This is a genomic window from Prochlorococcus marinus str. MIT 9211 (assembly GCF_000018585.1).
Classification (GTDB): domain Bacteria; phylum Cyanobacteriota; class Cyanobacteriia; order PCC-6307; family Cyanobiaceae; genus Prochlorococcus_D; species Prochlorococcus_D marinus_B.
Genome location: NC_009976.1, coordinates 1,079,232 through 1,095,384, shown reverse-complemented (window position 1 = coordinate 1,095,384; position 16,153 = coordinate 1,079,232). Strand labels below are relative to the sequence as shown.

The window sequence follows — 16,153 nt, the reverse complement described above, 5'->3', positions numbered from 1 at the left end:
AAAATTAAATTCGAATCCAATCAGTAACACCTTCAGATTTGTCAATTAACTCTATTCCCTGTTTTTTTAGGTCATCCCTTATTTGATCCGCTTTCTCATAATTGCGTACTCGTTTGGCCGCACTGCGTTGTTTAATTGCTTCTTCAATTACACTTTTATTAGGTATTGATGAGTTTCTTGACAAGTTCTCTTGTTTCATTTCTCCTTGAAGGCCAAGAACATTCGCAAGTTCAACGAGAGTAAGCCACCTTGCGTATAATTTTTTTGCTTTGATATCAGGGATTTGCTTGTAAGGGTTACGTTCGATTTCATTTGCTATAGACTTTAAAGGTCGTGCCAGCTCAAATAGTACAGCCATGGCCGCTGAAGTATTGAGGTCATCATTCATAACATCTATAAAACGTTGACGTAAATGATCTAACTCCTCTCTAGCCTCAGTAGGCGTAGAGTTTGTCTCTGTTGTTTTATTGACTGGATGCTTGGGCCATTGAAGAATGTTTTTGTTGACTTCGCCTAGACAGATAGCAGTATTAAGTCCTTTCCACCCTGATGAAGCAGCCTCAAGTCCTTCTAATGTGAAATCCAGTGGTTTGCGATAGTGGGCTTGCAGAATAAAAAACCTCAGTGTCATTGCTGAGACGCCTTCCTCTAAAAGACTTCTTATTGTTGTGAAATTGCCAAGGGATTTACTCATTTTTTGCCCTCCGACATTTACCATGCCGTTATGGAGCCAATAATTTGCTAGCTTTTTACCAGTAGCAGCTTCTGATTGCGCTATTTCATTTTCATGATGAGGGAAAACAAGATCTGCTCCTCCGAGATGAATATCGATTGTTTCACCAAGCTCTTGAAGAACCATTGCGGAGCATTCAATATGCCAGCCAGGCCTACCGCTCCCCCAGGGGGAAGAGAAGCTTGGTTCTCCGTCTTTTGCGCTCTTCCATAGAGCAAAATCAAAAGGATGTTGCTTGCGAGCTTTTTCCTTTTCTGTTACACGACCCTCAGCATTTAGTTGTTGCGCTGATAGATCTCTACCACTTAGTTTTCCATAATTTGGATGTCTCATTACAGCAAAATAGACATCTCCTTCTGTTGAATAAGCTGCGCCTTTAGCTTCTAAATCTTGAATCATTGAACGAATTCCATCTATGCACTTTGTCGCCCTGGGCATTCGATCTGGGCGCAAAATTCCTAGTGAATCCATATCTTTATGAAACTCTTTGATATTACGCTCGCTCACTTCATTCATGGTGGAGTTCTCTTTAGCTGCTCGAGAAATTATTTTGTCATCGATATCCGTAAAGTTTTGGACAAAAGTGACTTTATATCCTTGCCAGATAAAGTATCGTCTCAGGACATCCCAAGATATATAACTACGGGCATGGCCAAGGTGACATAAGTCATAGACAGTAACTCCACAACAATAGATGGTTACATGATTAGGTTTTAGTGGATTGAAAACTTCAGTCTGTTGAGTAAGAGTGTTGGTTAATTTAAATGCCACTTGAACATTGGGCTTCTTATCAGAGGTGTCTACTATTGGTTGTTTTTTCATTTTGCATCCATCCAATTCTTGCCTACGGATGCTTCTACAACTAGTGGAACATTAAGCAAAACAGCCTTTTCCATTGTATGAATTACTAAAGCCTTAACTTGTTCAGTTGCTGTTGGATCTACCTCTAGAACCAACTCATCATGTACCTGTAAAAGTAAGTTGGCTGGCAATCCTTCATTTTTTAATTCTTTGTCGAGCTTAACCATGGCCACTTTAATAATATCTGCGCTAGAGCCCTGGATTGGTGCATTAGCTGCAGCTCGAAGTTGTTGAGCTTCCATTCCAGCTCTACGAGCCAGCTTTAGATCTATTTCTAAGGGGTTTTTCCCTAGTAGGCGACCCAAGCCATTCTTATCAAAATGAAAGTGACGTCTTCTGCCAAGTATGGTTTCTACAAAGCCTTTACTTAAAGCCAGTCTCTCTTGAAGCTCTAAATATGAAAAAACATTTGTATATCTCTCTTTGTATCGGTTCAAGAAGTCTTTAGCTTCTGATTGCGATACTCCTGTTGAACGAGCAAAACGTTGAACACCCATCCCATAAATTACTCCAAAGTTGATTGTTTTCCCTAGACGCCTCTCATTAGAAGTAATTGATTCTTTATCTAGTAAGATTTTTGCCGTTAATGCATGAACATCATCTCCATTCCTATAGGCCTCTTGAAGGGAGGCTTCTCCCGAAAGGTGTGCAAGAATCCTAAGCTCTATTTGTGAATAGTCAGCGCTTAATAATTGCCAGCCTTCTCTAGGCAGAAAAGCTTTGCGGATACGACGACTAAATTCAGTGCGGATAGGGATATTTTGTAAGTTTGGATTACTGCTACTCAACCTTCCTGTTGCAGTAACTGCTTGATTGAAATCAGTATGTACTCTTCCAGTTTGTGCCTCAACTAGTTGAGGCAGGGCTTCTACATATGTACTAAGTAACTTGCTAAGTGTTCTATGTTCTATAACTAAAGGAACAATAGGGTTATCGCCTTGAAGCCTCTCTAACACATTGGCATCTGTACTCCAACCAGTTTTTGTGCGCCTAGACTTTTTCTTGTCAAGGCCTAATTGCTCAAATAGTACTTCCCCTAATTGCTTCGGAGAGCTCAGGTTGAAATCAGTTTTTGCAATTTTGTAGGCGCTTTTTTCTATGTTTTTAAGTGCTTTGTTTAACTCAATTGACAGCTCTTTTAAATAAGGAATATCAATCCGGATACCTCTAGCCTCCATATCTGCAAGTATTGGTTCAAGAGGCTGCTCTACTTTTTCGAGAAGTTCGATTAGCTTTTGACCCATTTCTTCTAGATTGGATTTCTTCAGAAAATAGAGTTTTCTTGTTAGATATACATCCATGCCACAGTAGAGGCTTGCTGTACTGATGCTTACATTCTTGAAGGTTTCGTCTTTGCCAACAATTTCATTAAAGTTTGTTGGCGTAAACCCAAATTCTCTTTTTGCCATTGCCTCGAGGCTATGCCTATGAGTTACATCACAAAGGTAATCAGCCAGCAGTGTGTCCATTATTACGCCTTCTAAAGGGATCCCATACTGGAGAAATATTAATCGGTCATACTTGGCGTTTTGAAGTACTTTTGGGTGCTCTGAACTGCCAAGCCAAGGAGATAATCCTTTTATTACATCTATTAATGGTAGCTGTAGATTACTTGACTGGTCTTCAAATAGGTCTTCAGTTATGTGACCTAAAGGAATATATGCGATTTGTTCGGGTCTTTCCCCCCAGCAAAGACCTATTCCCACTAATTCAGATTGAAATGGATTTAAACTTGTAGTCTCTGTATCAATGGCGACAGGCTGTATAGGGTCGTCAAGTTGCAATAGGTTCTCTATAAGGACAGAAAGTTCAGAATTATTGCTGATAATTTGAGGCATAATAGTTGGTATGCCTTCTTTCTCGTCTGGCAAATTTTCTCTATTTTGTTGGTTTTTGCTTGAGGTATTTGAGCTTTTTGTATTAATAGTTTTTTTGTGGGCACTAAAACCACCAGGTGAGAATGTGGCAACAAAAGCTGGCATTTGTCGAACTAGGCTATTTAATTCAAGCTTTTGAAGAGAGTTTTCTAGATTTTCTCTGTTGATTTCACTTAATTTAAAAGATGGTAGAGGCTCAATAGGTACCTCTACTAGAATCTCTGCAAGATGGCGTGAAAGATAGGCATTGTCTTTGCCTTGCTTAAGCTTTGCTTTTAAAGCACCTTTGATTGCTCCTTTGTAAGCTTTCTCTCCTTGTGATTCTAATAGTTCTAAGGAGGCAAATACACCATCAAGATCCTTATTCTCATTTAGAAGATTGATTGCTGTTTTTGGTCCCACGCCTTTGACACCAGGAATATTATCTGAACTATCTCCAGTTAGAGCTTTAAAGTCTATGACTTTTGTTGGTACGATACCAAGCTTTGTCTTGACACCAGCTTCATTTATTAGAGTAGGGTTGCCACTCTTACCATAAGGGCCACCACCCATATACATTATAGCTATATTTCGTTCATCATCTACTAATTGAAAGAGATCTCTGTCTCCAGAAAGAATACGGACTATCCAACCATTGTCAGCTGCTTTGTTCGCTAATGTCCCAAGTACATCATCAGCTTCATATCCAGGAGCAGTACATATTGAGAGGTTGAGATCCTTCTCAAGGATTATTTGTAGCTGTTCTAAATCTTGGAAGAATATTGGAGGAGCAATATCTCTATTCGCTTTATAATTTGGATCAGTTTTGTGCCGAAATGTTGGCTCGGGAGTATCAAATGCAATTGTTATTCCCTGAGGACTAATTGCTCTACAGTTATCTAGCAGGCTTTTGAGAAAACCATAAGTAACACTTGTCGGTAGGCCTTCTTTCGTTGCAAGACCACCTTCACCTCCTTTGCTAAATGCATAAAAACTTCTAAAAGCCAGTGAATGCCCATCAACAAGAAGTAAAGTTGGTTTTTTCTGTTCACTAGTCATTGAGTTTAAATTAGTAATTTGGTAGAGATATGATTAGTCCCTTTTCCCTTTTGCCCATGGTGGGAGATCGATAAAGATTGGATCGCCTGGACTTACTCCTTTAAGTATTGCTGTTTTACTTCCACTACTAGAGCCAAGCTCTACTTTTTGGAATAAAGGTGTGTTGTTTTCACCAACTATCAAGAGACCAGGTTGTCCTTCTCTTGTAACGATTGCAACTGTAGGAACTAGTGTTTCCATTTCAGCTTTACCTGCTTGAAATTCAACATCAGCAGTCATCCCAATTCTTAATTTGGGGGGTGGACTAATTAATGACAATTTCACTTCAAAGGAAGTTACGTTATTGCTTCTTACAGCTCTAGGAGCAATGTTATTGACAATTGATTCAAATCTCTCATCAGGGAAAGCTTCTACACGAACACTTGCCTTTTGTTCTTTTTGAATACGACCTATCTCACTCTCAGGAACTTTTGCAATCACTTGAAGGCCTTGTGAGATCTCAACAACAGAAGTTTTAGGTGAGCCTTGATTTGTTGATGACCTTGAATTAGGGGAAACAAAAGAACCTGGTTCTACATATCTTGCTGTTACCATTCCCTTGAAGGGGGCTCGAATCAATAGTTCTTCTCCTTCAACTTGTATTTGTTCAAGGCGAGCCTTGCTTGTTAGAAAATCTTTTTTATACTCGCTGTATTTTTCTGCACTTATTGCCCCTTCATCAAAAAGTTGTTTTCGACGTTTAAATGCAGACTGTTTATTTTCAAACTCAGCTCTTAGCTCACTTAGGCGAAATGGAAAATCTCTGTCACTGATTTTTGCAATTAATTGGTTCCTCGCAACTGGGTCTCCTTCCTCTACATAAACCTCTTGAATAAGCCCTTGTCGATGAGGGTTCACGTTAATAGTTTTCTCAGCTTGTAATTCGCCGCTTGCACTAATAATAGAAGGGAGTTTACCTTTCTCCGCATTCATTGTATAGCTTGTGATATCTCTGGCATTTCCCTTGCCAGGTCCAATTTTCCATACAACTCCACCCCCTATTAGTACTAAAAGAAAAGAAAAGAGACTAATTAACTTTTTCTGTTTGAAAGTGGCACCGACCATTTGTCTGAGAGAGTTAAGGAATGATGGTTTATTTGTGGGCAATTAATAAAATCGTTTTTGATTAGAAGAGATGGCCTTAATCATATTTTGTTGGTTAAGCCTCCCAAGAGGGTTTATTTTAATCAAATTAGTGTTTGCATATCGCTCAAGAGCTTTTCTTATGCTGAAAGTTGGAATCATTGGCCTGCCAAACGTTGGGAAATCAACTTTATTTAATGCCTTGGTAGCGAATGCTCAGGCTCAAGCAGCTAACTTCCCATTCTGTACTATTGAACCAAATATTGGGACAGTTGCAGTTCCTGATGAAAGGCTTAACTTACTTGCAGCGCTTAGTTCTAGTAAGGAGATAATCTCTGCAAGAATTGAGTTTGTTGATATTGCAGGACTTGTTGAAGGTGCTAGTCAGGGAGAAGGTTTAGGGAACAAATTCCTTGCAAACATAAGAGAGGTAGATGCGATAGTTCATGTGGTTCGGTGCTTTGAAGATGAGAATGTTATCCATGTCTCTGGTTCAGTAGACCCTATTAGAGACATTGAAATAATCAATTTAGAGCTTGGCTTGTCTGATCTTGCTCAAATAGAGAAACGAAAAGAGAGACTACAGAAACAGATCAGAATTAATAAGGACGCTCAACTTGAATATGCAGCTTTAGAAAGAATCAATCTGACACTTCAACAGGGTGGTGCAGCTAGAGAGGTAGATTTACAAGATGAAGAAAGGATTTTGGTTAAACCTTTAGGTCTACTTACATCCAAACCTATTATTTACGCTAGTAATTTAACCGAAGATGATATAGCTATAGGGAATGCTTACTCAACTAAAGTCAATGATTTTGCGGTCTCTCAAGGCTCTCAGAATGTGAAAATTTCAGCACAAGTTGAATCAGAACTAATTGATTTAGGAGAACAAGAGAGATTAGATTACTTAAATGATCTAGGCGTTAAAGAAGGTGGACTACAAAGCCTTATAAGAACTTCTTATGATCTTTTGGGATTGCAAACATACTTCACCACTGGAGAAAAGGAAAGCAGAGCTTGGACTATTAAGCAAGGAATGACAGCACCTCAGGCTGCAGGAGTAATACATACTGACTTTGAAAGAGGATTTATTAGGGCGCAAACTATTGGATATAGAAAGCTGTTGGAAGCAGGTTCTTTCGTTGAAGCAAAGAGCAAAGGCTGGTTAAGAAGTGAAGGTAAGGACTATGTCGTAGAAGAGGGTGACGTAATGGAATTCTTGTTTAATGTATAGGCAGATCCCTTCTTGCACAGTTCATTTGACTATCCTTTTATTATAATTATCCTCTTGCAAATAGTCAGAAACTTGATCATATCAAATACTTTTAATTGATTAAAACGTCTTTTGAATGATTTTCGATGATTAATTGATTTATTTTTGACAGATTCCTAATCTTTTAGGTGCACAAAACTATTCCTGTTTAGACTCAGGAATATTATTATAAAAGAGAATCCTAGTAAAAATGCAGTAGTTAATATAAGGATGAATGCCATTAAGCTGTAGTCTGAATTGAAGAAAATAGCCGATTCAGCCATTTGCTTTAAGTAAGAATCATTTAAATAAGACATTAAACTTTAGTTGTCTCCATGAGTATGAGCAATGCCTAATTCATGCATACGTGCATGTTCATCAATACTATCTGTCAATCCTTTGGCGCCAGGACCAAATGAGTTGTACATTCCATATGCTACTGAACCAAATAAGAAAAATAAAATAATTCCTATCATTAGATAAGGTGTAGGGTGAAAGCTAGATGATTCCAAGAGGTTAATAGATTAAGGTTTAATCATCATTAATCATTATTTGATATTCTTCAAATAAATCTTTTACTTTTTTGGTGATCAATCTTCTCTTTAAAGATGTCAGTATGTTCGTTCTAAATGTTTTAATTGATTCAAGCTAAGGTTTGTATCCATGCCAATCGCAGGGATTCCAATACTCAACAAAGCAGTAGGTAATGCAAGAGCAGCGAGTAGGGGAAGTAGTAAGCGTTTCATATCTCAATTATGGAGACTCAACTCAGTTCAAGGAGAAATTTTAAAAGAATTCATGGTTCTCAGTGCTATACCAACCTGTCTTAATTCCGTCTTAAAGCTTGTCTAACCATTGAGAATTTAGTCTAACTTTTTTCGTGTTTGGTCTAGCCACTTTTTAGACGGTCAAACGCTAGTCATAGCCTGATGCAATGGAGTTCTTGTTTAATGTTTAAAGATTACTTTTATTTTGATTTTGGTAGGAATAAGGCTAAGCCTATATAAATCAAGAATGGGAAACCTAATGTGCACGTTGAAACTATAAAAATAATTCGCCAAAGGAATGCAGAGCCTCTTCTAGAATTTTCAAGACCTTTGCAAACCCCAAAAATAATTTTGTCTTCCTTTGCTAATTGAAGGCCTGCCATAATTAATTGCTTAAGTTAGTTCTAAATTTACTATATACTTAGAAGTCTGCTTCAATTTTTGAAGTTGGGTCTTAGCCGCTCTAACCTTAAATATTAGTTTTATTTATGATGATTGCAGACATATCTAATAAATTTCTTTTCTGGATGTTATGAAACACTCCTTACTTCAACTGGTCCAATATTTTTCTGGCAATAGTAATAACAGGGTGTAGTTATCCAAAGCAATCTCTAGAGGAAGAGATAGAAGAGATTTCCCTACAAAGTCAACCTATTCTAGATAATCAGATTGTTCAGATAGAAAGTGAAGGCGGTTAGAAGTTTTGCTGCATGGGAAAAGGGTTCTGTCGACTAAATTAACCATAACTATTCTTGTGCTTTGTAGGCTGATGAAAAGTGTCAAAAAATATGATCGATCAAGACCCATGCTCTTAAGAGACACTTATGACCTCTAAATTAGCCATGCGTGTAGAAGCGGATTGCGTCGTAAATTAAGTAAATAATAAAAACCGCTCCAAGATATAAGCCAAATCTAGGACTTTTGAAAAACTTGCTTAGTAAATTTGACTTTTCTTCAATCTTCTCTCTTTTCTTTTCCTTGGGTGGAAGGCCCTGCTCTTTTCTCCTTTTAGCTTCTCCCATCGAACTTATTGATGCATGCATACATATTATGAGGGTTTTACCTAAGAGGCTTTATTTTGTTTAACGCTCCAAGATGTTATCAAACTAAGGGCAAAGGCTAGGTTTTATGTAGTGTGTATTGAACGTTTAGGTATTAATATTAGGAGATGGTTTTTTTAAAGATTCTAAATGAGAAGACTTGATTTAAGATCTATCTTATTGATATCTATTGTTGGACTAAGTGGTGCTTTGCAAAATGATGCTCAATCAGCACTGAGGCAATGTATATCTGAAGAAGGCGCCACTAAAAGAAGCCTGATTGCTCTTGAGAAGTTTAAAGAGGTGCCAAGGTTAAAGAACTACTTTAAACAATCCAATGCATATGCTGTCTTCCCAAATGTTGTAAAAGGTGGCATTGGAATTGGTGGAGCTCGCGGGGATGGGGAAGTCTTTCAAAAATGTAAGGCAATTGGATCAACGTCTATGACACAAGTCTCAGTAGGCTTTCAGCTAGGGGGGCAAGCTTTCAGCCAAATTATTTTCTTTAAGAATAAAAGTGATACAGATAGATTCACTCAAGGGAAGTTCGAATTTGGCGCATCAGCAAGTGCTGCACTGATAACTGAAGGTGCAGCAACAGAAGCGGCATATAGTGATGGTGTCGGAGTTTTGACTTTGTCAAAGGGAGGATTGATGTACGAGGCAAGTATTGGCGGCCAAAAGTTTAATTTTTCACCTTATAAATGATTAACATCATTACTTATGATTTGACTCCTACTTTGTGCCATTGAAATAGGTTGATGATAGTCATCAACTCCTTCTCCCAATTTCGTCTCAATAGTGTGCAGCTTTTGATCTATTGAAATTCAAGTAAAATAAATTATCGATGGCTTATTATTAAACTTGCAAATACAGTTGTCTCCTCCATAGCAATCCAGTGAAAACTTTGGCAGATGATTTGCCAGGTTAAGTTTAGAGAATTCTTTAGGTAGCTACATGTCTTATTTTTGACTACCTTTAAAACCCTTTAGGTCTTTTGTCTATAGATTTCAGCGGCTGACTTTTTTTAACGGAATTAAGCTGCCTAATAAATGTCAAAGACAGTCCAGCGACAAGAACTACAAGAAATATGACCATTGTCGTCAAGACAATTGAAGTAGTCGTATTTGCTCCATTTAAATCAAGAGCCTTAGAAAAAGATCCCATTTCTAAATAATAGATGGAAATAGCTTTTCAGATAATAGGGTTAAGGGCTTATTAATATATAACTTAGCTAAAGCAAACTATCTATATATCTAATGTGTGAATTCTTGTTATGGATATAGAGAAAATTGATTTTTCAATCAATCACAGTCTTTCTTATTCGTTAAGCTCACTGAGCTCAATCCATCTGGTCTCTGCCTTCTCAAGACTCTCAATTATTTGAGCAAGCTCTAAACTATTCTTAATGATATCTCCTGCCCCACTTGCAATCTTAGATTCTAATAAAGACTTTATCTCTTCTAGTTTAGGTAATTCTTCGTTTAATTCTTTAAGCTCTCTTGATTCTTTAAAGGTAAGCCTCCTTGGTTTGTTTCTCTCATAATCATTCTTTTCTTGGCTAGTATTCTTTATAGCAATGTTTGAGTTTTTACCAACTTTTTTAATGCTATTAACTTTCTTCTTTTCATTAGTATTTTGTGCATTTTTTTTCTCTAGGAAATAACTGTAATTCCCTTGATATCTTCTTAACTTCCCAGACTCAAAGTTGAATATTATATCGACTGTACGATCTAAAAAATAACGGTCGTGTGAAACAATAACAACACAGCCTTTGAAATCTTCAATGAAATCTTCCAGTACACTCAATGTATTTATATCTAAATCATTAGTTGGCTCATCTAAAAGTAATATATTTGGAGCTTGAATAAGCAATCTGCATAGGCTAAGTCTCCTCTTCTCTCCTCCTGAAAGCTTGTTGAGGGGACTATGTTGTTGCTCAGGAGAAAAAAGAAATCTTTCTAGTAATTGGGATGCAGTGATTTGTTGTTTCCCTGTATTTATTCTAATTGCAGCTTCTTCAATAAAATCAATAACCTTTCTTTGCAAGCCTTTACCAGTATTTAAATCATTGGTGTGCTGGTCAAGGTAACCAATTTTAACCGTTTCGCCTAATCGAATTAATCCTCCATTTGGAGTCCTTCTCCCATCTATTAGGTCTAAAAGAGTCGACTTTCCACTTCCGTTTGGTCCAATAATACCCACTCTATCTTCTGGGCTAAAACTATAAGTAAATTCATCAAAAAGAACTGGGCTCTTCTCTTTCCCATCAATTGTTAATCGAAGAGCTTCTGTTTCGATTGCTATTTTCCCTATCCTTTTGCTGAGCGAATGTATTTCTAAAGTTTGCTTCGGTTGATTAATAGGCTTTGCTTGCATATCAGCAATCCTTTGAAGGCGAGCCTTTTGCTTTGTACTTCTTGCTTTTGGCCCTTGTCTTAACCAAGATAATTCTTTCCTTAAAATACCTTGAAATTTTTTCTTGCTAGCTGCTTCAGAGTACTCCTCCTGAACTTTTTGCTGAAGATAATTTGTATAGTTTCCTGAGTATTTCCTGGCTATTCCACTATTAACTTCAATCATTCTTTTCGTAACCTTGTCAAGCACGTATCGATCGTGAGTTACAAGCACAAGGGCGCCTTTATAAGTATCTAGCCAACTTTGAAGCCACTCAACTGCTGAAGCATCCAAGTGATTTGTTGGCTCATCTAAAAGTAATACATCAGGATTGGCTACTAATGCGGAGGCAAGCGCTATTCGTTTTTGATAACCACCAGATAACTCTCCTATTGGTATTCCTAGGTCATGAATCCCGAGCCTTCTGAGAATTTCTTTGCATTGTTGTTCGAGATTCCATGCGTTGGCTGTATCCATTAGCTCGCTTGTATGTCCCAGTTGAGCTAGTAAGTTTTTTTGTTGGGGATTTTTTGCAACCGCACTTGTAAGTTTATTGAAGCGAATCAATAAATCTCGCTTTTCTCCGCAGCCTTCAAGAACGGCTTCCAGAATTGTCTTGTCTTTATTTAGTTTGTTTTCTTGCCCAACTAGTGAGATTTTTAATGACGGTGAGCAAAGTCTTTCACCCTCTAGGAGAGGCTCAATACCAGCAAGTATCTTTAAAAGAGTAGACTTTCCAGCTCCATTTGGGCCAATCAAACCAAGTCTTTCTTTTTGGCTTATGTGAAGGTCCAGATTTGTAAAAAGACTCCGAATACCAAAGTCTTTAGAGGCATTAATAAGGCTTATTAAAGTCATATAACATTGCTCATTTGATCAATAGGCTCCAAATGAATCAGTATTGTTTACCAGTCTAAAGCTCCTCCGCAGCTCTCACTTAAGACATGACAATTAAACCAAGACATCTTAGGTCTATTTTGTGGTGTTAGATATTGCAAATGGGTCCAAAGCTGCAAGTATGAAAGCATATAAGTTTGAACACAAATGGAATCCTTGCTTAAAACGTGGAATGGTCTTAGCGAAGAGAATCAACTTCTGCTTAAGAAGAGTCTTGTTTGGGGACTATTGTTTTATATATTGCTTTTAGCCCTTCATGATCTACTCCCTTATGCCTTAACAGGAGTAGCTGTATTCTATCTATATCGGTGGGTCTTGAAAAAAAATGTGTAGAGAAACTTTCGGATAATAGAAATCAACAATATTGGGACTGTCTTATTTTGTGTTTAGCTATTATCTTCTTCCCTGATCCACTCTCTGTACCATTGCCTATCATCCAGCCAACGTATGACAGGCCAATTTACAAGAATTGATGTGAACAAGACATAATAAAAGGCTAGCCATTGAGACTTCTTAAGCGATTCATTGCATTCGAGCTCAAAACTTTTTTTTTCTTTGGAAGAGATTTCAAGCTTGGTTGAGATTTGATTGCAATTATAAGCTGAATATTTATTTGATCCGATAACAAAAACCCCTGTTGGGAAAATTGCCATCAGTGTTGCAGTAGCAAGTGCTCTTCTTGGAGACATTTTTGTTCTCATAAATCTATCTCAATGTTGTGGAACTCTTTTTAGTTCTTTATAGAGTAATTCTGCAACAATCATGAAAGAACTTTCTTTAAGGGTAGCAAGTTAAGGACTATTTAGATCTTTAGGATCAAGGACCATAACGGTATGGTAATTAAAGCAAAGATTGTGCTAAACACGACTAGGCTTGATGCCTTTTCTTCCTCATGTGAGTTCGCTTGAGAGATTAATAATATTGATATCGCAGTAGGAGCGGCTGATTGTAGAACCAATGCGTTGCGCATGAGATTTGGTAATTTGAGTAGTAGACATAGACAAAACATTAAAGAAGGAAGACCTAGTAATTTCATTATCAAACTTAATTTGATAACTCTCAATTTTGTTCTAATAGATGAACTGGTAGACGTTCCTATCCAACCTAATCTCATGCCGACTACGACAAGTGCGAGGATTATTACGATTTTTGATGGTCCCCATAGGAAAGATGTTAACTGTATATGCCAAGGACTGACTTGAACTAATAGGGCTCCTATCAACCCTTTACTAGCTGGACTCTTAATTAAAGCTTTAAGCACTCCATTACAATTCCTCGATCCGAGTAATTGATGTGCATCACCTCCTAAGAGCAATGGCCCGAGGCTCCAAATAAATAACGTTGCTCCAAGGTCAAAGCCTATGCTGTAACCTAGGGCTTGACTTGGAAGGAGCGTAAGTGCTACTGGAATCCCGAAGTAACCTGTATTCCCAAACCCGCTACCTAGTTGCAATGTTTTACATGAAATACTCTCTCTAAGCTGTGGGATTACAACTAATATTGTCATTAAAATCCCAATGGCTACCAATGCCATTAACGCCGACTCTATTAAATCCATCTTAAGACCGACTTTAAGTAATAAGCCCATTAAGCTGATTGGTATTCCAAAATTGATTAACGGTCTAGCAATAACTACCGATAGATTTTCATTGAACTTCCCAAGTAGATACCCTATTAGTAGACACGGTATTAATTCTGTCAGGAGACTTATGACATTCATTATTATCTATCTATACGCTTACATTTAAGAGTTGGCCAATCGGGCTATATAGGCATCTTTATGCCCTGCATTTATCCAGCCAGTGGCAATTGTTTTAGTACCGATTTTATTAACTCGCCCTCTATGAATATGTGAGGGACCTGCTGGAAAGATTAATAGCTTGCCTCGCTCTGCCTCCTCATAATGTTTTTGCCAGTGAAACTCTGTTCCTGCTGAGCTGAGATCATTGCAATAGAGTATCCATGCAAGTAGTCGATGGACTGGTTCTGTGGCCTCATTACTGGTAGTCCAGTCATAATGCCATTTCTTAAAACCTTCTCCTGGCGCATAGCGTTGCAAATTAAAGATAGGATTTACAAAAAGCGATTTTTCAGGTGTGCATTCTTTAAATAGCGGACGATCGTCTAAATACTTTTTTAGTCCAGCATTTACGCCTCTAATGATTACTTCTGATAGTGCAAATGACTCAGGGTCTGAACGATCAATTGCTACAAGACTTATGTCGGTTGAAACTTTTGCTGGCTCTGAAAGCTCAGCTGTGTCATAGCCAAAGGCAATCCCTCTATGCTGTAAATCAATACGTCTATCGAAAAAAGACATAACTCCATCAGCAACAGCCTCAAATCCTTTTGTGCGGTAACTAGCGATTAGTTCCATAGGATCAATTTTGATTAATGCTGATAGGAAGCTATAGAATCATTCTTTCATGGACTTGCAACATTCTTACGTATTCCCCAAGCTCTATAATTTCATTGATATCAATTAATATAAAGGTAATTGTTCATTAGAACCTTAAAAAACCTATAAAATGCTAACAACAGGTACATACACAAATGCCTTATTATGAAATTATGAGTGGTAATTCTTTGGGGTATGAGTTCTTAGCTCCTACAGAGCCTCTAGGTATATTAATATTATCGATTGGGATATTATTTACTGGTATGATCTTTTTTATTTTTTTTAATGCAAGTCAAGGCAGTGATTCACTAGCCGATAAAAAGGCAAAAGAGCTAGTTATATCTGAACAGGTAAAAAAAATAGCTAGATTATACCCAAATAAAAAAAATAATTAGGAAATATAGTTAATAATCACTATTGCTTGATCTTTGCTAACAAATGCGGTTTTTTATTACTAGACATGATGGGAAGGAGGATGAGGTTACTATCCAGGAATTTGCTAATTATGATGATGCCTATGACCTTTTGGAAGATGTCTATGGAGATATATGTTGTTCTGATGCTGATTATGATGATAGACCTTATTATGAAATTAACGAAAGAGAAAGCTAGTCAAAGAATTTTTTTCTAATCTAATCATAACTTTTATTGACTTGTTTGGTATGAGACCTGGACTAATTGAATTTTCGCTTTTGTTGATCCCCTTTATAGGCCTTCAGGTTTTGTGGATAGGTCTTACTATAAAAAAGGAAAAGAAAATAAGCCCAAGTATTGATAAAGAGTATTTGGATGAGGTAAAAAAGAGTTTAGAAAACATATTTAATTCTCAATGAGGTTCTTTTTAGTTCTCGGCATACTTTTTTGCTTTGTTTCGACACCAGTAAATGCATACCCCCAAGACCAATATGATGCATGTAAACTTTCTGCTAACTCAAACCCAGCAGTCAATAATCTTCCTGAAAGTTCCATAGATGATTTTTGTGACTGCGCATTAACGGCAATTTTGGATGAAGGTAAAAGTGATAAGGTTTCAGCTAATGAGTGTGCAAGAAAAACCTTAAATAACTAAATTAATTGTTGTTGGTCTTGGCCAGAAATAACAAAGCGAATCTACTTTACTTATTAGCTCGAGCCGTAATTTTACTTAAGAAAGCCTTTTGTTGAAAAGTTGTAAGCTTATTCTTTCCTGATAACCTGCTTCTTAGAAAAGAGAACCTAAAGGGTTAAATCGTAATGTGGAACTCTTAGACGAAATCATGGATACATTATTATTTTGGACTAGTCAGCAAAAAAAATGTTTGCAAGAGACTTTTAAGGATTTAGAAGCTAAGCCTTGGTCGTATGAATTACCAGTTTTTCTTTTAAATAGATGTTGGTTAAGACTAGAAAAAATCACAGTTATGGAATTGGCAGAAAGATTGCCAACAGACAATTCACGAGAATCACCTGAATTGATTTTCTATGACCAGCTCCTAAAAGTTGGCTACGATTCAATATTTGCAATGCAGTTGTGCTGGAAGGAATTTGGTATGGAGGATTTCCATAGGGCTCTTAGGAACTCATGGAGGTGGAAAGATCGTGGGAATAATGGTTGGACCTTTAAAAAATATGTCGCTCTTATAGAGCAATACCGAGCGAATATTGATAATTCACTTATAGCAATTCCATTAATCGTCTTGGCACGTCAAGACTTAAAAGATAGGCATGAGTTGACTTGGCTCAATCCAAAAGACTGCAGTTGAATCCACATATATTACTTTTTTCTGATTAT

General features: G+C 37.3%; 18 protein-coding genes and 1 pseudogene. 7 read left to right on the top strand and 12 right to left on the bottom strand.

Going from position 1 to position 16,153, the window contains the following annotated elements:
• Window positions 1–4: 4 nt before the first annotated feature.
• Genes cysS through P9211_RS05885 form a run of 3 tightly spaced genes read right to left on the bottom strand, consistent with a single transcriptional unit; the run spans window position 5 to window position 5,613 of the window.
• Window positions 5–1,555: a cysteine--tRNA ligase gene (gene cysS / locus P9211_RS05895; protein WP_012195767.1), complete on the bottom strand. Its 1,551-nt coding sequence runs from the start codon at window positions 1,553–1,555 to the stop codon at window positions 5–7.
• Window positions 1,552–4,509 (bottom strand): DNA polymerase I, encoded by a 2,958-nt coding sequence (gene polA / locus P9211_RS05890; protein ID WP_012195766.1) that lies wholly within the window; start codon window positions 4,507–4,509, stop codon window positions 1,552–1,554. Before polA ends, cysS begins: the two co-directional genes overlap by 4 nt.
• A gap of 33 nt (window positions 4,510–4,542) precedes the next feature.
• Window positions 4,543–5,613 (bottom strand): efflux RND transporter periplasmic adaptor subunit, encoded by a 1,071-nt coding sequence (locus tag P9211_RS05885; RefSeq protein WP_012195765.1) that lies wholly within the window; start codon window positions 5,611–5,613, stop codon window positions 4,543–4,545.
• A gap of 160 nt (window positions 5,614–5,773) precedes the next feature.
• Here P9211_RS05885 and ychF point away from each other — a divergent pair, with 160 nt between their 5' ends.
• On the top strand, window positions 5,774–6,865 hold the full coding sequence (gene ychF / locus P9211_RS05880) for a redox-regulated ATPase YchF (RefSeq protein WP_041391558.1): 1,092 nt from the start codon (window positions 5,774–5,776) through the stop codon (window positions 6,863–6,865).
• Window positions 6,866–7,206: 341 nt separating this feature from the next.
• Here ychF and psbN read toward each other — a convergent pair whose 3' ends face one another.
• The 3 genes from psbN to P9211_RS05865 form a co-directional block, all read right to left on the bottom strand.
• A complete protein-coding gene (psbN, locus tag P9211_RS05875) occupies window positions 7,207–7,395 on the bottom strand; it encodes a photosystem II reaction center protein PsbN (protein ID WP_041391152.1) in 189 nt (62 codons plus the stop codon).
• A 99-nt stretch (window positions 7,396–7,494) separates the two neighbouring features.
• Window positions 7,495–7,629, bottom strand: a complete 135-nt coding sequence (locus P9211_RS09970) for a hypothetical protein (RefSeq protein WP_263969730.1) — start codon at window positions 7,627–7,629, stop codon at window positions 7,495–7,497.
• A gap of 221 nt (window positions 7,630–7,850) precedes the next feature.
• Window positions 7,851–8,033 (bottom strand): PspC domain-containing protein, encoded by a 183-nt coding sequence (locus tag P9211_RS05865; RefSeq protein ID WP_012195762.1) that lies wholly within the window; start codon window positions 8,031–8,033, stop codon window positions 7,851–7,853.
• A gap of 807 nt (window positions 8,034–8,840) precedes the next feature.
• Here P9211_RS05865 and P9211_RS05855 point away from each other — a divergent pair.
• On the top strand, window positions 8,841–9,398 hold the full coding sequence (locus P9211_RS05855) for a YSC84-related protein (protein ID WP_012195760.1): 558 nt from the start codon (window positions 8,841–8,843) through the stop codon (window positions 9,396–9,398).
• Window positions 9,399–9,668: 270 nt separating this feature from the next.
• Here P9211_RS05855 and P9211_RS05850 read toward each other — a convergent pair whose 3' ends face one another.
• The 3 genes and pseudogenes from P9211_RS05850 to P9211_RS10065 form a co-directional block, all read right to left on the bottom strand.
• Window positions 9,669–9,857, bottom strand: coding sequence for a hypothetical protein (locus tag P9211_RS05850; protein WP_012195759.1), 189 nt, complete (start codon window positions 9,855–9,857; stop codon window positions 9,669–9,671).
• A 153-nt stretch (window positions 9,858–10,010) separates the two neighbouring features.
• The gene (locus P9211_RS05845) at window positions 10,011–11,273 is read right to left on the bottom strand and encodes an ABC-F family ATP-binding cassette domain-containing protein (RefSeq protein ID WP_430270481.1); all 1,263 of its coding nucleotides are present in this window, start codon (window positions 11,271–11,273) and stop codon (window positions 10,011–10,013) included.
• 171 nt (window positions 11,274–11,444) lie between these two features.
• Window positions 11,445–11,876: pseudogene (locus P9211_RS10065) on the bottom strand (ATP-binding cassette domain-containing protein); the annotation flags it as partial.
• Between the two features lie 255 nt (window positions 11,877–12,131).
• On the opposite strand from P9211_RS10065, the gene P9211_RS09595 reads away from it, so the two are divergent.
• Entirely contained in the window at window positions 12,132–12,317 is a 186-nt protein-coding gene (locus P9211_RS09595; RefSeq protein WP_012195757.1) for a hypothetical protein, read from the top strand.
• A gap of 53 nt (window positions 12,318–12,370) precedes the next feature.
• Here the strand turns inward: P9211_RS09595 and P9211_RS09515 are convergent, their stop codons facing one another.
• The 3 genes from P9211_RS09515 to P9211_RS05825 all read right to left on the bottom strand — a co-directional run bounded on the left by P9211_RS09515 (window position 12,371) and on the right by P9211_RS05825 (window position 14,361).
• Complete coding sequence (locus P9211_RS09515; protein ID WP_012195756.1) at window positions 12,371–12,685, bottom strand: hypothetical protein; 315 nt, start codon at window positions 12,683–12,685, stop codon at window positions 12,371–12,373.
• A gap of 101 nt (window positions 12,686–12,786) precedes the next feature.
• Entirely contained in the window at window positions 12,787–13,704 is a 918-nt protein-coding gene (locus P9211_RS05830) for an AEC family transporter (protein ID WP_012195755.1), read from the bottom strand.
• A 24-nt stretch (window positions 13,705–13,728) separates the two neighbouring features.
• Entirely contained in the window at window positions 13,729–14,361 is a 633-nt protein-coding gene (locus P9211_RS05825) for a 2OG-Fe(II) oxygenase (RefSeq protein WP_012195754.1), read from the bottom strand.
• Window positions 14,362–14,537: 176 nt separating this feature from the next.
• Here P9211_RS05825 and P9211_RS05820 point away from each other — a divergent pair, with 176 nt between their 5' ends.
• From P9211_RS05820 to P9211_RS05810, 4 genes are all read left to right on the top strand, one after another.
• The gene (locus P9211_RS05820; RefSeq protein WP_012195753.1) at window positions 14,538–14,777 is read left to right on the top strand and encodes a hypothetical protein; all 240 of its coding nucleotides are present in this window, start codon (window positions 14,538–14,540) and stop codon (window positions 14,775–14,777) included.
• 43 nt (window positions 14,778–14,820) lie between these two features.
• The gene (locus P9211_RS09770; protein ID WP_012195752.1) at window positions 14,821–14,994 is read left to right on the top strand and encodes a hypothetical protein; all 174 of its coding nucleotides are present in this window, start codon (window positions 14,821–14,823) and stop codon (window positions 14,992–14,994) included.
• A 217-nt stretch (window positions 14,995–15,211) separates the two neighbouring features.
• Entirely contained in the window at window positions 15,212–15,451 is a 240-nt protein-coding gene (locus tag P9211_RS05815) for a hypothetical protein (RefSeq protein ID WP_012195750.1), read from the top strand.
• 187 nt (window positions 15,452–15,638) lie between these two features.
• Window positions 15,639–16,124, top strand: coding sequence for a hypothetical protein (locus P9211_RS05810; RefSeq protein WP_041391149.1), 486 nt, complete (start codon window positions 15,639–15,641; stop codon window positions 16,122–16,124).
• Window positions 16,125–16,153: the final 29 nt, after the last annotated feature.

Bases quoted from the DNA above. Each gene is read 5' to 3' on its own strand.
- P9211_RS05820 (WP_012195753.1), top strand. From the start codon at position 14,538: ATGCCTTATTATGAAATTATGAGTGGTAATTCTTTGGGGTATGAGTTC.
- polA (WP_012195766.1), bottom strand. From the start codon at position 4,509: ATGACTAGTGAACAGAAAAAACCAACTTTACTTCTTGTTGATGGGCAT.
- P9211_RS05845 (WP_430270481.1), bottom strand. From the start codon at position 11,273: ATGATTGAAGTTAATAGTGGAATAGCCAGGAAATACTCAGGAAACTAT.
- P9211_RS05855 (WP_012195760.1), top strand. From the start codon at position 8,841: ATGAGAAGACTTGATTTAAGATCTATCTTATTGATATCTATTGTTGGA.
- P9211_RS05850 (WP_012195759.1), bottom strand. From the start codon at position 9,857: ATGGGATCTTTTTCTAAGGCTCTTGATTTAAATGGAGCAAATACGACT.
- P9211_RS09595 (WP_012195757.1), top strand. From the start codon at position 12,132: ATGGAATCCTTGCTTAAAACGTGGAATGGTCTTAGCGAAGAGAATCAA.
- P9211_RS09970 (WP_263969730.1), bottom strand. From the start codon at position 7,629: ATGAAACGCTTACTACTTCCCCTACTCGCTGCTCTTGCATTACCTACT.
- cysS (WP_012195767.1), bottom strand. From the start codon at position 1,555: ATGAAAAAACAACCAATAGTAGACACCTCTGATAAGAAGCCCAATGTT.
- P9211_RS05830 (WP_012195755.1), bottom strand. From the start codon at position 13,704: ATGAATGTCATAAGTCTCCTGACAGAATTAATACCGTGTCTACTAATA.
- P9211_RS05825 (WP_012195754.1), bottom strand. From the start codon at position 14,361: ATGGAACTAATCGCTAGTTACCGCACAAAAGGATTTGAGGCTGTTGCT.
- P9211_RS09515 (WP_012195756.1), bottom strand. From the start codon at position 12,685: ATGAGAACAAAAATGTCTCCAAGAAGAGCACTTGCTACTGCAACACTG.
- P9211_RS05810 (WP_041391149.1), top strand. From the start codon at position 15,639: ATGGATACATTATTATTTTGGACTAGTCAGCAAAAAAAATGTTTGCAA.
- P9211_RS05885 (WP_012195765.1), bottom strand. From the start codon at position 5,613: ATGGTCGGTGCCACTTTCAAACAGAAAAAGTTAATTAGTCTCTTTTCT.
- P9211_RS09770 (WP_012195752.1), top strand. From the start codon at position 14,821: ATGCGGTTTTTTATTACTAGACATGATGGGAAGGAGGATGAGGTTACT.
- P9211_RS05865 (WP_012195762.1), bottom strand. From the start codon at position 8,033: ATGGCAGGCCTTCAATTAGCAAAGGAAGACAAAATTATTTTTGGGGTT.
- P9211_RS05815 (WP_012195750.1), top strand. From the start codon at position 15,212: ATGAGGTTCTTTTTAGTTCTCGGCATACTTTTTTGCTTTGTTTCGACA.
- ychF (WP_041391558.1), top strand. From the start codon at position 5,774: ATGCTGAAAGTTGGAATCATTGGCCTGCCAAACGTTGGGAAATCAACT.